Origin of the sequence: Ostreiculturibacter nitratireducens (assembly GCF_032670585.1) — a bacterium.
Taxonomy (GTDB): domain Bacteria; phylum Pseudomonadota; class Alphaproteobacteria; order Rhodobacterales; family Rhodobacteraceae; genus Ostreiculturibacter; species Ostreiculturibacter nitratireducens.
In genome coordinates, this window is record NZ_JAVQHL010000002.1 from 1,002,495 (window position 1) to 1,019,307 (window position 16,813).

Genomic DNA, 16,813 nt, shown 5'->3' on the forward strand with positions numbered 1-16,813 from the left:
CCGTGAAAATCAGAGGGGCACCCTTCCGGATGGACAAGCCCAAGCACGAGGCCGAGCCGTATTTTTCGCAACCCGTCCGACAGATCGTGATGATGCTTGTCGTCGTCGCTCTGGTCGGGACAGGCGGCTATCTGGCATATTCGCGGATATTCCCGATCTTCGTATCGAGCCCTTGGCTCAATGGCGTGATCCTCACCGTCTTCTTCCTGGGTGTCGTGTCCTGCTTCTGGCAGGTGGTGCAGCTGACACGCTCGGTAACCTGGATCGAGGATTTCGCCGCCCATCGGCCGGGGCACGAACTGACCAAGGCGCCGCTTTTGCTCGCGCCTCTCGCCGCGCTCCTGCGCGCACGCGGCGCGCGCACGCAGATCGCCTATTCCTCGGCCCGCTCGATCCTCGAATCCGTCGCGACGCGGATCGAGGAAGCGCGCGACATCACGCGCTACACCTCGAGCCTTCTCGTGTTCCTCGGCCTCCTCGGCACGTTCTACGGCCTCGCCACGACGGTACCGGCGGTGGTCGAGACGATCCGGGCGCTTGCACCGGAGGAGGGTGAAAGCGGGATCGCCGTCTTCGAGAAGCTGATGACCGGGCTTGAGGCGCAGCTTGGCGGCATGGGCACGGCGTTCTCAAGCTCGCTCCTCGGTCTTGCGGGGTCGCTGGTCGTGGGGCTTCTCGAGCTTTTCGTCAGCCACGGCCAGAACCGTTTTTACCGGGAACTGGAGGAATGGCTGTCCTCGATCACGCGGCTGTCCTTCGCTGCCGCCGATGGCGATGGCGGGGGCGACAGTTCCGGTGTGGCCGTGGTTCTGGACCACATGGCCGAGCAGATGGAGGCACTGCAGCGGATCTATACCGAGAGCGACATCAGCCGAAGCCTCGTCGACGAGCAGCTGAGCCTCATGTCGAATTCGATCGAGAAGCTTCTGCACCGCCTCGATCAGGATGCCGGGTCGACCGAGATACTGGCCCGGATCGCCGATGGGCAGGAGCGGATGATCGCCGCGCTGGCCGGGCGCGAGCCGGCCGGCGGCGAGGAGATGGACGCCGAAAGCCGGATGCGGCTTCGGTCCATCGACGTGCAGCTTCTGCGGCTTCTGGAAGAGGTTGCCGCGGGACGGCAGGAATCGGTTGCCGACCTGCGCGGCGACATCGCGGAACTGACGCGGGCGGTCCGGGCGCTGGCCTGGCAGTCGGGCGGTCAGCGGAGCAGCTGAGATGGCACTTGGAAGCCGGGGACAGCAGCGGTTTTCGACCAATATCTGGCCGGGCTTCGTGGATGCGATAACCTCGCTCCTCATGGTCATGATGTTCGTCCTGACGATTTTCATGATCGTCCAGTCCGTACTGCGCGAGACCATCTCCACCCAGGACGACGAGCTCGACGCGCTTTCCGCGCAGGTCGCGAGCCTCGCGGACGCGCTGGGGCTCGAACGCGGGCGGTCGGCCGAACTCGAGAACAGGGTTGCCGGGCTGTCGGCGGACCTCGACGCGGCCGCGGAAGCGGCCGACGCGCAGGCGGCGCTTATCGCGACGCTGAATTCCCAGCTGGCGGACGAGCGCGCGGCGCTTTCCGAGGCGCAGACCCGGATCACGAGTTTCGAGGCGCAGGTCGCCGCCCTTCTTTCTCAGCGGGATTCTGCCCTCGGCGAGGTCGCCGCCCTGAGCGAGGCGCGCGACAAGCTTCTGTCCGAGCAGGAGGCGCTGAACCTCGCCCTGGCGACGGCGCGACAGGAGATCGACGCGCAGGAAGAGGCGGCCCGCCTCGCGGCCGCGCGGCGCGAGGCGCTGGAGGCGCTCGTGGCCGACCTTCGTGCGCGGAACGAGGAGGACAAGGCCGCGCTGGAAAACCGGGTGACCGAGCTGGAAACCGAGCTTTCGGAGGCCGAGAAGGTGCGCCTGGCGGAGGCGGCTGCGGCTGCGGCGCTCAGGGAAAGGCTCAAGTCCTCCGCGGACGAGCTTACGGCCATGACGTTGGCGCTGGAGGAGCAGCGCAAGCAGGCAGAGGAGACGCTGACGCTGCTTGCCGCGGCAGAGGCCGCTCGGCGGAAACTCGACGCCGAACTCGCCGCGGTGCGCGCGGCCGGGGAGACGACCGAAGAGCGTCTGACCCAGGCCGAAAGGGACGCGGCCCTGCTGGCCGTGGCGCGGGCGGAACTTGCGGAGGAAAAAGAGGTTTCGGCCGAAGCCGCCCGCAAGGTGGCCCTTCTGAACGAGCAGATCGCGGCCCTTCGGTCGCAGCTCGGTTCGCTGCAGGCCCTGCTGGATGCGTCCGCCGAAAGGGACAAGGAAGCCAAGGTCCAGATCGAGGCGCTTGGCACCCAGCTCAACACCGCGCTGGCCCGGGTCGCAGCCGAGGAGCGTCGGCGGGCTGAACTCGAGGAGGCGGAGCGCAAGCGGCTGGAGGAAGAGGCCGCAGGGCTGCAGGCGACGGCAGAGGAGCTTGCGAAATACCGCTCGGAGTTCTTTGGGCGGCTGAGGGAGATCCTCTCCGGGCGCGAGGGTGTCCGCGTCGTGGGCGACCGGTTCGTGTTCTCCTCGGAGGTTCTGTTCGAGACCGGCTCGGCGGATCTCGCGCCCGAGGGCCGGGAACAGATCGCCAGCGTTTCGGCGCTGTTGCTCGACGTCGCCGAGGAGATCCCGCCGGGGATCGACTGGATCCTCCGGGTCGACGGCCATACCGACAACGTTCCGGTCAATCCAGGCGCCCGGTACGCCGACAACTGGGAGCTGAGCCAGGCAAGGGCGCTCTCTGTCGTGCGGTTCATGACCGAGAGACTGGGCTTCCCGCCGGAACGGCTGGCCGCGACCGGGTTCGGCGAGTACCAGCCGGTGGCCGAAGGGGACACCCCCGAGGCCCTCGCGCAGAATCGGCGGATCGAGTTGAAACTGACGGAGCGGTGACGGATTCCCTGGTCGGCCGGTATCAGCACATGCAGTCGGATCAGCTTCTGGCAGAACTCCTGGCCTGCGAGCGAAAGGTCTGGGACGCCCTCGTCTCCGGCGACGCCGAGGTTGACCGGGCTGCGCTAGATGACCGGTTTCTCGGCGTGTACCCTGACGGTTTCGCGGGCAAGGAGGGCCATGTCCGGCAACTTGGCCAAGGGCCAACCGTCCGGAGTTACGATCTTTCCGAGCTTAGGGTCATGCGGCTGGGCGAGGAATACGCGCTGCTCGCCTACAGGGCCACCTTCATCCGCTCGGAATGCGAGGAACCGGAAGAGATGTTCGTGAGCTCGATCTGGCAGCGTCGCCCGGGCGGCTGGATCAACGTCTTCAGCCAGGATACGCCTGCAACCGGAATAAGCGTCCCCTGAACGCCGCCGACAAAGGAAAACGACGCCCGCCGGGCGCCGTTTCCAAAGGTTTCAGTCAAGCTCAGTCCGCTGTCAGCAGCGGCGGCTTCTGGCCTGACAGGCGCCGCGTTTCCGGCTCCTCGATCTGGAGTTCGATCGCGTCGTCCTTGAGCTTCACCCGGACCACCCCGCCCTTGACGAGCCTGCCGAACAGCAGTTCTTCCGCGAGCGGTTTCTTGATGTGCTCCTGGATCACCCGGCCAAGCGGGCGGGCGCCCATCTTGTCGTCGTAGCCCTTCTCGCCCAGCCAGTTCGCGGCCTCCGGCGTAAGCTCGATATGGACGTTCCGGTCCATGAGTTGAGCCTCGAGTTGCAGGACGAACTTGTCCACGACCTGCAGGATCACTTCGCGCGAAAGCGGCGCGAAGGAGATCACGGCGTCCAGACGGTTGCGGAACTCGGGCGTGAAGGTGCGTTCGATTGCGGCCGTATCCTCGCCCTCGCGACGCTCGCGGCCGAAGCCGATGGCGGTCTTGGCCTGCTCGGCCGCGCCCGCGTTCGAGGTCATGATCAGGATCACGTTGCGGAAATCCACCTGGCGGCCGTTGTGGTCCGTCAGCTTCCCGTGGTCCATCACCTGCAGGAGGATGTTGTAGACATCCGGATGCGCCTTCTCGATCTCGTCGAGGAGAAGGACGCAATGCGGGTGCTGGTCCACGCCGTCGGTCAGCATGCCGCCCTGATCGAAGCCGACATAGCCCGGAGGCGCGCCGATCAGGCGTGAAACCGCGTGCTTCTCCATGTATTCCGACATGTCGAAGCGCAGAAGCTCCACGCCGAGCGTGTCGGCGAGTTGCTTCGCGACCTCGGTCTTGCCGACGCCGGTAGGGCCCGCGAAGAGGTAGTTGCCGATCGGCTTCTCCGGCTCACGCAGGCCAGCACGCGCCAGCTTGATCGCCGAGGACAGCGCCTCGATCGCCTTGTCCTGGCCGAAGACCACGCGCTTGAGGGTCTTTTCCAGATCCTTGAGCACTTCGGCATCGTCCTTGGACACGTTCTTCGGCGGGATCCGGGCAATCTTGGCCACGACGGCTTCGATCTCCTTCGGGCCGATCGTCTTGCGCCGCTTCGATTCTGCCACGAGGTGCTGCGCCGCACCCGCTTCGTCGATCACGTCGATCGCCTTGTCGGGAAGCTTGCGGTCATGGATGTAGCGCGCCGAAAGATCGACCGCCGCCCTGATCGCGTCGTGCGTGTAGCGGAGTTCGTGGTGCTTCTCGAAATAGGGCTTCAGCCCCATCAGGATCTTCACCGTGTCATCGACCGAAGGCTCGTTCACGTCGATCTTCTGGAACCGCCGCGAAAGCGCGCGGTCCTTTTCGAAGTGCTGGCGGAACTCCTTGTAGGTGGTCGAGCCCATGCAGCGGAGGCTTCCGCCCTGAAGCGCGGGCTTGAGGAGGTTCGACGCATCCATGGCGCCGCCGGAGGTGGCGCCGGCTCCGATCACGGTATGGATCTCGTCGATGAAGAGGATCGCGTCGGGGTGATCCTCCAGTTCCTTCACGACGGCCTTCAGCCGCTCCTCGAAATCGCCACGGTAGCGCGTGCCTGCCAGCAGCGCGCCCATGTCGAGCGAATAGATCGTCGCGTCCGCGAGAATGTCCGGGGTCTCCCCGAGCGTGATCTTGCGCGCGAGGCCCTCGGCGATGGCGGTCTTGCCAACGCCGGGGTCGCCGACGAGCAGGGGGTTGTTCTTGCGCCGGCGGCAGAGAACCTGGATGCAGCGCTCCACCTCGGTCTCGCGGCCGATCAGCGGATCGACGTCGCCCTTCATGGCTTTCGCGTTGAGGTCGACGCAGTACTTGGACAGCGCGGATTCCTTCTGTTCCGCCTCAGGAGCGTGGGTCGTGCTTTCCTCTTCTTCCTTGGCTCCGGTGACCGGACGGGTCTCGCCGAAGGACGGATCCTTTGCCACGCCGTGAGCGATGAAGTTGACCGCGTCGTAACGGGTCATGTCCTGTTCTTGCAGGAAATAGGCCGCGTTCGATTCCCGCTCCGCGAAGATCGCCACAAGCACGTTGGCTCCCGTCACCTCGGTCCGGCCGGAGCTTTGGACATGGATGGCGGCGCGCTGGATCACGCGCTGGAAAGCGGCGGTCGGCACGGCTTCCGAACCCTCGACGTCCGTGACCAGCGTCGAGAGGTCCTCGTCGATGAAATCGGTCAGCGTCTTGCGCAGTTCGTCCAGATCGACCGAGCAAGCCCGCATCACCTTCGCCGCATCGGGTTCATCGATGAGAGCAAGGAGCAGGTGCTCGAGCGTCGCGAGCTCGTGCCGGCGCGTGTTGGCGAGCGCGAGAGCCGCGTGGATTGCCTGTTCGAGCGTGTTCGAGAAAGATGGCACTTTGCTGTGCTCCTTTTTCGTCAGTGGCAGGCCAGAGGTCTTGGGCCCCCGTGCCTACCGTGGCCTCATACCTTTAAAGTTCGGTGGATTTCGCGCCGCTTCAAGTCCTTTTTCGCGGATTCTGTTCTGCCGCGGGAGCGAGGCGCAAAATGTGATCGCAGAGAAACGTTTTGTGAGCAGCCCTGAATCAGAACCGATCCTTGCGTGCCCGGATCTCCGCGAAACATTCGGCGTCGGAGGCGCCCGCCATCCCGATCGCCGCCTTCACCTCGGGCAGCGAGGCCCGAAGGAACGGATTGGTCGCCAACTCCTCCTCGAGCGTCGAGGGAACCGTCGGCTGCCCCTTTGAGCGCGCGGCGTCCACCGCCGCAGCACGGGAGATAAGCGCTTCGTTCCCCGGTTCAATGGTCAGCGCGAAACGAGCGTTCGAGGTCGTGTATTCATGGCCCGAATAGACGAGCGTTTCGGGCGGAAGCGCGGCGAGCTTGGAAAGGCTTTCCCACATCATGGGCGCCGTCCCTTCGAAGATCCGTCCGCAGCCGAGCGCCATCAGGCTGTCGCCCGTGAAGACGGCGTTGGAGTCAGGGAAATGGAAGGCGATATGGCCGACAGTGTGGCCGGAGACGTCAATGACGGTGCCTCGCGCCATGCCGACGCGGACGGTGTCGCCCTCGGAAACGGCCTCCGTCAGGGGCGGCAGGCGGTGTGCGTCGGCTGTCGCGCCAATGACGCGCGCGCCGGTCGCGGCGGCCAGCGCGGGGACCCCGTCGATGTGGTCGCCATGGTGGTGGGTGATGAGGATGTGGCTGAGCTTCCAGCCCCGCGACTGAAGCGCCGTCAGTATCGGCGCGGCCTCCGGCACGTCGATGACCGCGGTCGCTTCGGTCGCGGCATCATGCGCGAGGAAGGCGTAGTTGTCCTTCAGGCAGGGCACGGTCACGATCTCGAGCGGCATGGTCTTTCGTTCCAAATTCTTTATCTTCGGCCAGAGTTTTGCCGATGCGCGAGGCAGGTGCAATGCATCTCGACGTTCTGGACCTGCGGAGTTTCTATTACCGCACCGGCCTCGGCCGGGTGGCGCAGAAGGCGATCCGCGACCAGGTCCTTGCGCTTTGGCCCGAGGCGAAGGGCCAGACGGTGGCGGGATTCGGCTTTGCCGTGCCGCTCCTGCGGCCGTACCTTCAGGACGCGCGGCGGGTGATCGGCCTCATGCCCGGGCCGCAGGGCGTCATGCCCTGGCCGGCGGGCATGCCCAACGTGTCGGTGCTCTGCGAGGAGACGCAGTGGCCGATCGAGACGGGCATGGTGGACAAGCTGATCCTCATGCACGGGCTCGACACCTCGGAGAATCCCACCGCGCTTCTCGATGAATGCTGGCGCGTTCTCGGGCCGGGGGGGCGCGCGCTTTTCATCGTGCCGAACCGGGCGGGGCTCTGGGCGCGGCGCGACGCGACGCCGTTCGGGTTCGGGCGACCCTATTCGCTGGGCCAGCTGGACGCGCAGCTCCGCCGCCACAATTTCGTGGCGGAACGGCATGTTGCCGCGCTTTTCATCCCGCCCACGCAACGGCGCTTCTGGCTGCGCACCGCACCATGGTGGGAGGGAATTGGGCGGCGCGTGTCGTCCGCCGTGGCGGGCGGAGTGCTTCTGCTGGAGGTCTCCAAGCAGGTCCACGCGCCGATGCGCGGCGGGCTGAAAGAGGCGGTGCGCCGGCCGCTCAAGGTGCTCGAAGGGATGCCCAGTCCGGCCGCCGGGCGTGTCTGAATCACCCCCTCTCGGCAACTTCCGGGGCCGGGATTCACGGCAATCTCGGCGGGCAAAATCGACGCATAAGGGCCCTGACCGGGCAAGTCTCGGAAAAGGCTGGATTTTACCCTTCACGGCGAGTTGACCAAGGCGGTTGCGGGGCGCGCGGTGCTCTGCTACACCCGCGCCGAATTCGGCCGCGCGCGTCAGCGTGCTGGCCATAGTGTGTCCTTGCCCCATCCCGGGAGCCGGGACGAGGCTTAAGACATCGGAAGGGTGGACGTGTCCGAACCAGCTTCGATCTCCGCAAGCATCGCCGGCCGCTACGCGGCGGCCATTTTCGACCTCGCGAACGAGGCCAAGGGGCTCAAGGCCCTCGAAGCCGACGCGGATGCGCTTGATGCGGCGCTGAAAGAAAGCGCAGACTTCCGCGCGCTCATCTCCTCGCCGATCTATTCGCGCGACGATCAGGGCAAGGCCGTTGCCGCCCTCGCGGCGAAGATGGGCCTCTCCGCCATCCTGGCCAACGGGCTCGCGCTCATGGCCGAGAAGCGGCGCCTCTTCGTGCTGCCGCAGCTCATCTCGGCGCTGCGAGACATGATCGCAGAGGAAAAGGGTGAAGTGACCGCCGACGTCACCGCCGCGCAGGCGCTGACCAAGACGCAGGCCGACGCCCTCGCCAAGACGCTCAAGGAGCGTATCGGCAAGACCGTGAAACTCAACGTCGCCGTCGATGAAAGCCTCATCGGCGGCCTTATCGTCAAGGTGGGCTCGAAGATGATCGACACCTCGATCCGCTCGAAGCTCGGCCAACTCCAGAATGCAATGAAAGAGGTCGGATAAATGGGTATCCAAGCAGCTGAGATCTCTGCGATCCTGAAGGAGCAGATCAAAAACTTCGGCAAGGAAGCCGAAGTTGCCGAGGTGGGCCGCGTGCTCTCCGTCGGCGACGGTATCGCCCGTGTCTACGGCCTCGACAACGTCCAGGCCGGCGAGATGGTCGAATTCCCGGGCGGGATCCGCGGGATGGCGCTGAACCTCGAAGTCGACAACGTCGGTATCGTTATCTTCGGTGACGACCGCGACATCAAGGAAGGCGACACCGTCAAGCGCACCAAGTCGATCGTGGACGTCCCGGTGGGCGACGCCCTCCTCGGCCGCGTCGTCGACGCTCTCGGCAACCCGATCGACGGCAAGGGCCCGATCGCCGCGGCCGAGCGCCGTATCGCCGACGTCAAGGCCCCCGGCATCATTCCGCGCCGTTCGGTGCACGAGCCGATGGCGACCGGCCTCAAGTCGGTCGACGCGATGATCCCGATCGGCCGTGGCCAGCGGGAACTCATCATCGGCGACCGTCAGACCGGCAAGACCGCCGTGGCGCTCGACACGATCCTGAACCAGAAGAGCTACAACGAGGCCGCCGGCGACGACGAGTCGAAGAAGCTGTACTGCGTCTACGTCGCCGTGGGCCAGAAGCGCTCGACCGTTGCCCAGCTCGTGAAGAAGCTCGAGGAAACCGGCGCGATGGCCTACTCCATCGTCGTGGCCGCAACCGCCTCGGACCCGGCGCCGATGCAGTTCCTCGCGCCGTACTCGGCGACCGCCATGGGCGAGTTCTTCCGTGACAACGGCCGCCACGCTCTGATGATCTACGACGACCTGTCGAAGCAGGCCGTTTCGTATCGCCAGATGTCGCTTCTCCTCCGCCGTCCGCCGGGGCGCGAAGCCTATCCGGGCGACGTGTTCTACCTGCACTCGCGGCTTCTGGAGCGTTCGGCGAAGCTCAACGCCGACAACGGCTCGGGCTCGCTGACGGCGCTGCCGATCATCGAAACGCAGGCCGGCGACGTGTCGGCCTACATCCCGACGAACGTGATCTCGATCACCGACGGCCAGATCTTCCTCGAAACGGAACTCTTCTACCAGGGTATCCGCCCGGCCGTTAACACCGGTCTGTCGGTTTCGCGCGTGGGCTCCTCGGCCCAGACGAACGCGATGAAGTCGGTAGCCGGCCCGGTGAAGCTGGAACTCGCGCAGTACCGCGAAATGGCGGCCTTCGCGCAGTTCGGTTCGGACCTCGACGCGGCGACGCAGAAGCTTCTGAACCGCGGTGCGCGCCTGACCGAGCTGATGAAGCAGCCGCAGTACTCGCCGCTGACCAACGCCGAGATCGTCTGCGTCATCTTCGCCGGCACGAAGGGCTACCTCGACAAGATCGCCGTGAAAGACGTCGGCCGGTTCGAGGCGGGCCTCCTGAAGCACCTCCGCACCGAGCGTCGTGACGTCCTCGACTGGATCACCAAGGAAGATCCGAAGATCAAGGGCGATGCCGAGGACAAGATCCGCGCCGCGATCGACGAGTTCGCCAAGACCTTCGCGTAAGCGGGGGGAGGGACAGGGATATGCCCAGCCTTAAGGACCTTAAGAACCGGATCGGAAGCGTCAAGTCGACGCGGAAGATCACCAAGGCGATGCAGATGGTCGCGGCGGCGAAGCTCCGCCGCGCCCAGGATGCCGCCGAAGCCGCTCGGCCCTATGCCGAGCGGATGACGGCCGTGATGGCGGGTCTCGCCGCCTCGGTCGGTGGGTCGGATTCCGCGCCGCGCCTTCTTTCCGGCACCGGGAGCAACCAGACTCACCTCCTGGTGGTCATGACCTCGGAGCGTGGCCTCTGCGGCGGCTTCAACTCGACGATCGTGCGCCTCGCGCGGACCCGGATCGCCGAGCTGCAATCGCAGGGCAAGACGGTGAAGATCATCACCGTCGGCAAGAAGGGCCGCGAGCAGCTGAAGCGTGACTACGCGAAGCTCTTCGTCGCGCATGTCGACCTCTCGGAGGTCAAGCGCATCGGCTACGACACCGCCCAAGGCATCGCGCGCGACCTGATCAAGCGTTTCGAGGCCGGCGAGTTCGACGTCGCGACGCTGTTCTTCAACCGCTTCCAGTCGGTGATCGCCCAGGTCCCGACGGCGCAGCAGGTGATCCCCGCCGTCTTCGAAGAAGGCGCAGGCGAAGCCAGCACGCTTTACGACTACGAACCCTCCGAGGAAGGCATCCTTGCCGACCTCCTGCCGCGCGGCGTGGCTACCCAGGTCTTCACCGCGCTCCTTGAGAACGGGGCTTCCGAACAGGGCGCGCGGATGACCGCGATGGACAACGCCACCCGCAACGCGGGCGACATGATCGACCGGCTGACCATCCAGTACAACCGTTCGCGCCAGGCTGCGATCACCAAGGAACTCATCGAAATCATTTCGGGCGCCGAGGCGCTCTGACGGAACCGGAGATACGACATGGCAAAAGCACCGAAAGCAGCAACGGGCAAGGTGACGCAGGTCATCGGCGCCGTCGTGGACGTGCAGTTCGACGACCACCTGCCGGCGATTCTCAACGCGCTTGAAACCGAAAACCAGGGCAAGCGGCTGGTGCTGGAAGTCGCCCAGCACCTTGGCGAGAACACCGTGCGGACCATCGCGATGGACGCGACCGAGGGCCTCGTGCGCGGCGCCGTCGTGACCGACACCGGCAGCCCGATCACCGTGCCCGTCGGCAACGCCACGCTGGGCCGGATCCTGAACGTCATCGGCGAGCCGGTGGACGAAAAGGGCGACGTCGCCAAGACCGAAGCGCGGGCAATCCACCAGCCGGCACCGGAATTCGCCGAACAGTCGACGGAATCGGAAATCCTCGTCACCGGCATCAAGGTCATCGACCTTCTCGCTCCCTACTCCAAGGGCGGCAAGATCGGCCTCTTCGGCGGCGCCGGCGTGGGCAAGACGGTTCTCATCATGGAACTGATCAACAACATCGCCAAGGTGCACTCGGGCTTCTCGGTGTTCGCCGGCGTTGGTGAACGGACCCGCGAGGGCAACGACCTCTATCACGAGATGATCGAGTCGGGCGTTATCAACATCGACAACCTCGAAGAGTCGAAGGTGGCGCTGGTCTACGGTCAGATGAACGAGCCTCCGGGGGCGCGTGCCCGCGTGGCGCTTACGGGCCTGACGCTCGCGGAACAGTTCCGCGACCAGTCGGGTACGGACGTTCTGTTCTTCGTCGACAACATCTTCCGCTTCACCCAGGCCGGTTCGGAAGTGTCGGCGCTTCTCGGCCGTATTCCTTCGGCCGTGGGCTACCAGCCGACGCTCGCCACCGACATGGGCGCGCTGCAGGAACGCATCACCTCGACGAAGGCCGGCTCGATCACCTCGGTGCAGGCCATCTACGTTCCGGCCGACGACCTTACCGACCCGGCACCCGCGACCTCGTTCGCCCACCTCGACGCGACGACCGTGCTTTCGCGCGCGATCTCGGAACTCGGCATCTACCCGGCCGTGGACCCGCTCGACTCGACCTCGCGGATCCTCGACCCGCAGATCGTCGGCGAAGAGCACTACCAGGTTGCCCGTGACGTCCAGGGTATCCTCCAGCGCTACAAGTCGCTGCAGGACATCATCGCCATTCTCGGCATGGACGAACTGTCGGAAGAGGACAAGCTGACCGTGGCCCGCGCCCGGAAGATCCAGCGCTTCCTCTCCCAGCCGTTCGACGTTGCGAAGGTGTTCACCGGTTCCGACGGTGTGCAGGTTCCGCTCGAAAAGACCATCGCCTCGTTCAAGGCCGTGGTCGCGGGCGAATACGACCACCTGCCGGAAGCCGCCTTCTACATGGTTGGCGACATCGAGGAAGTGAAAGCCAAGGCGCAGCGTCTGGCCGCGGAAGCGGCGTAAGGGGGCGAGATGGCCGACACGATGCAGTTCGACCTCGTCAGCCCGGAGCGGCGGCTCGCCTCGCTCCAGGCGCGCGAGGTCCGCATTCCGGGCACCGACGGCGACCTGACCGCGATGCCCGGCCATGCGCCCCTCATCACGACCCTGCGTCCGGGCGTGCTCCGGATCATCAAGGCGGACGGATCGTCTGACGATTACGCGGTGACCGGCGGCTTCGCCGAGATCTCCTCGGCCGGGACGACGCTCCTCGCCGAAGAGGCGCTGCACGTCAGCGAGGTCACGCCCGAGATCGTTAAGCGCTTCGTCGAGCGCGCGAGCGAAGCTCTGCGCGCTGCCAAGGAAGCCGGGCACCACGACCTGATCGACGATGCCGCGAAGCTGATGGCCGACATGGTCGCGATGGGTGACCACATCGGCATCTCGCCGGCGCCCTGACACGACGGGACGCGCGTAGCGAAGAAACAGGGCGGCTCCTCGCGGGGCCGCCCTTTTTTTCGGCCTCGGGACGCGGACCGCGAATGCCTCGCGCGACAGGGCCGAAAAGCATCAGGCGCACCCTGCGGGAGGGTGCCGATCGAAAGACGTTCCAGCGCCGTTCGCGTGTGTCTGGATTGCTCGCGGAGCCCCAATTCGAGCTTGTATTTTAACTTTTTGTTGCCCGAATTGCGTGCCAGATCCGAGGGCAGCTAGGTGGAGTAACCATGCGGCGCTTGTCGAGTCACATACTTGGCGTGGACCAAGGCTCCCTCGTCCTGTTTTCCGACTTCAAGGACGGGGGCGAGATGTGGACCGGGGGCGGGGCCCGGGAGACCCGGCGCAGAGTCGCCTTTTCCGAAACCTACCGGAATCCTCCGGTCGTACACGTGGCGATGTCCATGTGGGACTTCGACAGCGCAGCAAACCAGCGCGCCGACATATCGTCCGATTGCGTCACTGAAACCGGGTTCGAGATCGTGTTTCGTACCTGGGGGGACACGCGCGTAGCGCGTATCCGGGCCGACTGGATGGCGATTGGAGAGGTCAGTGGCGAAGGAGATTGGGACGTTTGACGCGCCCCTATCAGCCCCGCGAATACATCCCCTCATAGATCGGGCCAAGCGTCTCCGCGTCAAAGAGCGAGGATACGGAGGTACCGTTCCAGATGTTCAGGATCGCCTGAGCGAAAAGCGGTGCGGTGGGAACGATGCGGATGTTCGGGGCGGCGCGCACCGCCTCCGTCGCCTCGATCGAATCCGTGATGACGAGGCTCTTCATCTTGGAGTTCGTCACCCTTTCGACCGCGGGGCCGGACAGCACGCCGTGCGTGATGTAGCTGTGCACTTCGGTCGCGCCGTTGTCGATCAGCACCTCCGCCGCCTTGCAGAGCGTTCCGGCCGTGTCGCAGATGTCGTCAACGATGATGCAGGTCTGGCCCTGGACGTCGCCGATGACAGTCATCTCGGCGACTTCGCCGGGACGGGTACGGCGCTTGTCGACGATTGCCAAGCCGCAGCCGATCCGCTGCGCCAGTTCGCGCGCGCGCGCCACGCCGCCGACGTCCGGCGACACGACCGTGACCTTGTCGAGTTTCCCCTTGAAGTGATGCTCGATATCCAGCGCGAAGATCGGCGCGGCGTAGAGGTTGTCCACGGGAATGTCGAAGAACCCCTGGATCTGTGCGGCGTGGAGGTCGAGCGTGAGGATACGGTCGATGCCCGCCTCGGTGAGGAGGTTCGCGACGAGTTTCGCCGAGATAGGCGTGCGGGCCTTGGCTCGGCGGTCCTGCCGCGCATAGCCGAAGTAGGGCATGACCGCGGTGATCCGCTCGGCCGAGGAACGCTTCAGCGCGTCGGCGATGATCAGCAGTTCCATGAGGTTGTCGTTCGCCGGGTTCGAGGTCGGCTGGACCACGAACATGTCCTCGCCGCGGACGTTCTCGAAGACCTCGACGAAGATCTCCTGGTCGTTGAACCGTTCCACCCGGGCGTTGACGAGGTTGACCGACATGCCCCGGTGCATCGACATGCGCCGGGCAATTGCCGTGGCGAGCGTGCGGTTGGCGTTGCCGGAAATCAGTTTCGGCTCGGTCATTGCGGGCATGAGCGGGGTCCCTAGGTCGGCGCCTGGCGGCGGATTCGTGGCGTTGCACCCCGCTTAGCACCGGGCTAGCCTGCCCGCAAACCGAAGCGCGACAAGAAAGCCCCGAGATGCCCCATATCGACTATTTTTTCTCAACTGTGTCGCCGTTCACCTACCTTGCCGGGACCAAGCTCGAGGAAATCGCGGCGCGGCACGGGGCGACGATTGCATACAAGCCCGTCGATATCGCGGCGCTCTTCTCGCGCACGGGAGGCGTTGCGCTCAAGGATCGGCATGAGAGCCGCAGGGAATACCGGCTGCAGGAGATAAGGCGGCAATCAAGCAAAGCGGGTCTGCCGATCAACGCACAGCCTGCGCATTTTCCGACGAACGCGGCACCCTCCAGCTACGCGATCATCGCGGCTCAGGCCGCGAAGGCGAAGGGAGCCGAAGGCGACCTAGGCGCGCTCGCCCACGGATTTCTTCGCGCCTGCTGGGCAGAAGACCGCGACATAGCCGAGGACGAGGTCGTCCGCGACGTGCTGTCTTCGGCCGGGTTCGACCCATCCCTGGCGGACAAGGGGCTGCTTCTGGGCGCGGAAACCTACGCCGCGAACCTCGAGGAGGCGGTGAGCCGGGGCGTCTTCGGCTCGCCCTTCTACATCACCGACGGGGATGAAAGGTTCTGGGGTCAGGACCGCCTGGACGATCTCGACGCCCATCTGTCCGGGCGGCTCTGATGCCGAAGGACCTGCGCGCGGGGCAGGAAATCTATTGGCAGGTACTGGGCGAGGGGCCGCGCCGCGCGGTGGCGATCCATTGCTCCCTCGCCCATTCCGGGGCCTGGAAGGGCGTGGCCGAGGAGCTTCGGGGCACGCTTGCCATCACCGCATTCGACCTGCCCGGCCACGGCCAGTCAGCGGATTGGGACGGTCGGGGGGATTTCGTGACGCTGACGGCCCAGATCGCGGCCTCTTTCATGGACGGTCCCGTGGACCTGATCGGCCATTCGGTGGGCGGCGTCGCCGCGCTGCAACTTGCGTTCGCGGTGCCGGAGATGGTTCGAACGCTGACGCTGATCGAGCCCGTCCTGTTTGCCGCCGCCCGAGGCTTCCCGGAGTGGGACGAGCATCTTGCGGAGATGGCCGCCTACCAGCGGGCGCTCGAGACCGGCGACCGCTCCGCCGCAGCGCGGGAGTTCACGCGCGTCTGGGGGACGGGGGTGGAGTGGGAAAGCCTTTCGCCTCGCAGCCGCTCCTACACGGAGGAACGCATACACCTGATTTCGGCGGGCAATCCCGCCAACGTCGATGACGCCGGAGGCATCCTGCAACCGGGCGCCCTGGAATCGCTATCGGTGCCGGTCATGCTGATCCGGGGCGAGAATTCGCCCTCCATCATCTGGCGCATCAGCGAGGAGATCGCCGCACGGCTTCCGGACGTGGGCGTCGCGGACGTTCAGGGCGCCGGCCATATGCTGCCCATCACGCACCCGTCCCAGGTGGCAGGGCTGATCGAGGTCAACCTCAGTCGCGGATAAGGGCGAGGAAGCGTTCCACGTCCTCTTCCGTCGTCGACCACGAACAGACGAGCCGGGCAGAAAGCGGTTCCTCGTCCGGTCCATCGAGAGACTGGTCGAAAGGCCAGAAATAGTACTTCGCTCCGGCCTCAATCGCCTTCCGGTGCCCGCCGCGGGGCCAGGCGGCAAAGACCGCATTCGCCTCCGTCGGGTGGACGAGCCGCGCTCCCGGGATCTGCCGTATCCCCGCTGAAAGCGCAGCGGCCGCCCGGTTGGCGCGCGCCGCCAGATCAAGCCACAGGCCGTCGGCCAGGTATGCATCCATCTGGGCTGACAGGTAGCGGTGCTTGGAGAAGAGATGCCCGCCGCGCTTGCGCCGCAACTCGAATTCCCAGGCCTTGGCCGGATCGAATATCACGACCGCCTCGACCCCCATGCAGCCGTTCTTGCTGCCGCCGAAGGAAAGCACGTCCACGCCCGCCTTCCACGTCATCTCCGCGGGCGAGCAACCCGCCGAGACGAGCGCGTTGGCAAACCTTGCGCCATCCATGTGGACAGGGAGGTCATAGCCCTTGGCGATCCCGGACAGCTGCTTGACCTCGGCCGGGGAGTAGACCGTCCCGTTCTCGGTCGCATTCGTGAGCGTCAGCATGCCGCGCTGCACGTTGTGAACACCCGCGCGCGCGGTGAACTTCAGCGCGCGGCGAAGCCCCTCGGGCGTCATCTTCGCATGTTCGCCGTCGATTAGGACGAGTTTCGCGCCGCCGGTATAGAACTCGGGCGCACCGCATTCATCCTCTTCGACGTGGGAGTTGCGGTGGCAGAAGACCGCTCCCCAAGGCTGGGTCAGGATCGCAAGCGACAGGGCGTTGGCGGCGGTTCCGGTCGCGACGAGGTAGACGGCGGCCTCAGGGGCCTCGAACACCTCGCGGATGCGCGCGCGAACGCGGTCCATGATCGGGTCGTTGCCGTAGGGCGTCGCATAGCCCTCGTTCGCGGCGACGACCGAGGCCATGACCTCGGGTGCGGCACCGGAGGTGTTGTCGGAGGCGAAGAACAT

16 protein-coding genes are annotated in these 16,813 nt (G+C 65.7%); 12 read left to right on the forward strand and 4 right to left on the reverse strand.

Annotated features, from left to right (window positions below):
* The first annotated feature begins 29 nt into the window (after positions 1 to 29).
* Genes ABCN56_RS12195 through ABCN56_RS12205 form a run of 3 tightly spaced genes read left to right on the forward strand, consistent with a single transcriptional unit; the run spans position 30 to position 3,317 of the window.
* Positions 30 to 1,217, forward strand: a complete 1,188-nt coding sequence (locus tag ABCN56_RS12195) for a biopolymer transporter ExbB (protein WP_343081063.1) — start codon at positions 30 to 32, stop codon at positions 1,215 to 1,217.
* A gap of 1 nt (position 1,218) precedes the next feature.
* Entirely contained in the window at positions 1,219 to 2,904 is a 1,686-nt protein-coding gene (locus tag ABCN56_RS12200; protein ID WP_343081064.1) for a peptidoglycan -binding protein, read from the forward strand.
* Positions 2,901 to 3,317, forward strand: coding sequence for a DUF4440 domain-containing protein (locus ABCN56_RS12205; protein WP_343081065.1), 417 nt, complete (start codon positions 2,901 to 2,903; stop codon positions 3,315 to 3,317). Before ABCN56_RS12200 ends, ABCN56_RS12205 begins: the two co-directional genes overlap by 4 nt.
* A 61-nt stretch (positions 3,318 to 3,378) precedes the next feature.
* Here the strand turns inward: ABCN56_RS12205 and clpA are convergent, their stop codons facing one another.
* The gene (gene clpA / locus ABCN56_RS12210; RefSeq protein ID WP_343081066.1) at positions 3,379 to 5,700 is read right to left on the reverse strand and encodes an ATP-dependent Clp protease ATP-binding subunit ClpA; all 2,322 of its coding nucleotides are present in this window, start codon (positions 5,698 to 5,700) and stop codon (positions 3,379 to 3,381) included.
* A 187-nt stretch (positions 5,701 to 5,887) separates the two neighbouring features.
* A complete protein-coding gene (gene gloB / locus ABCN56_RS12215) occupies positions 5,888 to 6,655 on the reverse strand; it encodes a hydroxyacylglutathione hydrolase (protein ID WP_343081490.1) in 768 nt (255 codons plus the stop codon).
* Between the two features lie 62 nt (positions 6,656 to 6,717).
* Here gloB and ABCN56_RS12220 point away from each other — a divergent pair, with 62 nt between their 5' ends.
* The 7 genes from ABCN56_RS12220 (at position 6,718) to ABCN56_RS12250 (ending at position 13,225) form a co-directional block, all read left to right on the forward strand.
* Positions 6,718 to 7,464: a class I SAM-dependent methyltransferase gene (locus ABCN56_RS12220; RefSeq protein ID WP_343081491.1), complete on the forward strand. Its 747-nt coding sequence runs from the start codon at positions 6,718 to 6,720 to the stop codon at positions 7,462 to 7,464.
* A gap of 264 nt (positions 7,465 to 7,728) precedes the next feature.
* The gene (locus tag ABCN56_RS12225) at positions 7,729 to 8,289 is read left to right on the forward strand and encodes a F0F1 ATP synthase subunit delta (RefSeq protein WP_343081067.1); all 561 of its coding nucleotides are present in this window, start codon (positions 7,729 to 7,731) and stop codon (positions 8,287 to 8,289) included.
* Complete coding sequence (atpA, locus tag ABCN56_RS12230; RefSeq protein WP_343081068.1) at positions 8,290 to 9,828, forward strand: F0F1 ATP synthase subunit alpha; 1,539 nt, start codon at positions 8,290 to 8,292, stop codon at positions 9,826 to 9,828.
* A gap of 20 nt (positions 9,829 to 9,848) precedes the next feature.
* Complete coding sequence (locus tag ABCN56_RS12235; protein WP_343081069.1) at positions 9,849 to 10,721, forward strand: F0F1 ATP synthase subunit gamma; 873 nt, start codon at positions 9,849 to 9,851, stop codon at positions 10,719 to 10,721.
* An 18-nt stretch (positions 10,722 to 10,739) separates the two neighbouring features.
* Positions 10,740 to 12,176 carry a F0F1 ATP synthase subunit beta gene (gene atpD, locus ABCN56_RS12240; protein WP_343081070.1) on the forward strand — a complete coding sequence of 479 codons (1,437 nt, stop codon included), beginning with the start codon at positions 10,740 to 10,742 and terminating at the stop codon, positions 12,174 to 12,176.
* Between the two features lie 9 nt (positions 12,177 to 12,185).
* Positions 12,186 to 12,611 carry a F0F1 ATP synthase subunit epsilon gene (locus ABCN56_RS12245; RefSeq protein ID WP_343081071.1) on the forward strand — a complete coding sequence of 142 codons (426 nt, stop codon included), beginning with the start codon at positions 12,186 to 12,188 and terminating at the stop codon, positions 12,609 to 12,611.
* A 266-nt stretch (positions 12,612 to 12,877) separates the two neighbouring features.
* Positions 12,878 to 13,225: an H-type lectin domain-containing protein gene (locus ABCN56_RS12250; RefSeq protein ID WP_343081072.1), complete on the forward strand. Its 348-nt coding sequence runs from the start codon at positions 12,878 to 12,880 to the stop codon at positions 13,223 to 13,225.
* A gap of 10 nt (positions 13,226 to 13,235) precedes the next feature.
* On the opposite strand, the gene ABCN56_RS12255 is transcribed toward ABCN56_RS12250, so the two are convergent.
* Positions 13,236 to 14,255, reverse strand: coding sequence for a ribose-phosphate pyrophosphokinase (locus ABCN56_RS12255; RefSeq protein ID WP_343081073.1), 1,020 nt, complete (start codon positions 14,253 to 14,255; stop codon positions 13,236 to 13,238).
* Between the two features lie 107 nt (positions 14,256 to 14,362).
* Here ABCN56_RS12255 and ABCN56_RS12260 point away from each other — a divergent pair, with 107 nt between their 5' ends.
* Positions 14,363 to 14,974: a 2-hydroxychromene-2-carboxylate isomerase gene (locus ABCN56_RS12260; RefSeq protein ID WP_343081074.1), complete on the forward strand. Its 612-nt coding sequence runs from the start codon at positions 14,363 to 14,365 to the stop codon at positions 14,972 to 14,974.
* Positions 14,974 to 15,774 (forward strand): alpha/beta fold hydrolase, encoded by an 801-nt coding sequence (locus ABCN56_RS12265; RefSeq protein ID WP_343081075.1) that lies wholly within the window; start codon positions 14,974 to 14,976, stop codon positions 15,772 to 15,774. The genes ABCN56_RS12260 and ABCN56_RS12265 overlap by 1 nt, the downstream gene beginning before the upstream one ends.
* On the opposite strand, the gene ABCN56_RS12270 is transcribed toward ABCN56_RS12265, so the two are convergent.
* A complete protein-coding gene (locus ABCN56_RS12270) occupies positions 15,761 to 16,813 on the reverse strand; it encodes a threonine aldolase family protein (RefSeq protein WP_343081076.1) in 1,053 nt (350 codons plus the stop codon). The two genes, ABCN56_RS12265 and ABCN56_RS12270, sit on opposite strands and share 14 nt — an antisense overlap.

What these genes read in the sequence shown, in the direction of transcription:
- gloB (WP_343081490.1), bottom strand. Translation starts at nt 6,655, where the DNA reads ATGCCGCTCGAGATCGTGACCGTGCCCTGCCTGAAGGACAACTACGCC.
- ABCN56_RS12265 (WP_343081075.1), top strand. Translation starts at nt 14,974, where the DNA reads ATGCCGAAGGACCTGCGCGCGGGGCAGGAAATCTATTGGCAGGTACTG.
- ABCN56_RS12235 (WP_343081069.1), top strand. Translation starts at nt 9,849, where the DNA reads ATGCCCAGCCTTAAGGACCTTAAGAACCGGATCGGAAGCGTCAAGTCG.
- atpD (WP_343081070.1), top strand. Translation starts at nt 10,740, where the DNA reads ATGGCAAAAGCACCGAAAGCAGCAACGGGCAAGGTGACGCAGGTCATC.
- ABCN56_RS12220 (WP_343081491.1), top strand. Translation starts at nt 6,718, where the DNA reads ATGCATCTCGACGTTCTGGACCTGCGGAGTTTCTATTACCGCACCGGC.
- ABCN56_RS12270 (WP_343081076.1), bottom strand. Translation starts at nt 16,813, where the DNA reads ATGTTCTTCGCCTCCGACAACACCTCCGGTGCCGCACCCGAGGTCATG.
- atpA (WP_343081068.1), top strand. Translation starts at nt 8,290, where the DNA reads ATGGGTATCCAAGCAGCTGAGATCTCTGCGATCCTGAAGGAGCAGATC.
- ABCN56_RS12195 (WP_343081063.1), top strand. Translation starts at nt 30, where the DNA reads ATGGACAAGCCCAAGCACGAGGCCGAGCCGTATTTTTCGCAACCCGTC.
- ABCN56_RS12260 (WP_343081074.1), top strand. Translation starts at nt 14,363, where the DNA reads ATGCCCCATATCGACTATTTTTTCTCAACTGTGTCGCCGTTCACCTAC.
- ABCN56_RS12200 (WP_343081064.1), top strand. Translation starts at nt 1,219, where the DNA reads ATGGCACTTGGAAGCCGGGGACAGCAGCGGTTTTCGACCAATATCTGG.
- ABCN56_RS12255 (WP_343081073.1), bottom strand. Translation starts at nt 14,255, where the DNA reads ATGCCCGCAATGACCGAGCCGAAACTGATTTCCGGCAACGCCAACCGC.
- ABCN56_RS12245 (WP_343081071.1), top strand. Translation starts at nt 12,186, where the DNA reads ATGGCCGACACGATGCAGTTCGACCTCGTCAGCCCGGAGCGGCGGCTC.
- ABCN56_RS12250 (WP_343081072.1), top strand. Translation starts at nt 12,878, where the DNA reads ATGCGGCGCTTGTCGAGTCACATACTTGGCGTGGACCAAGGCTCCCTC.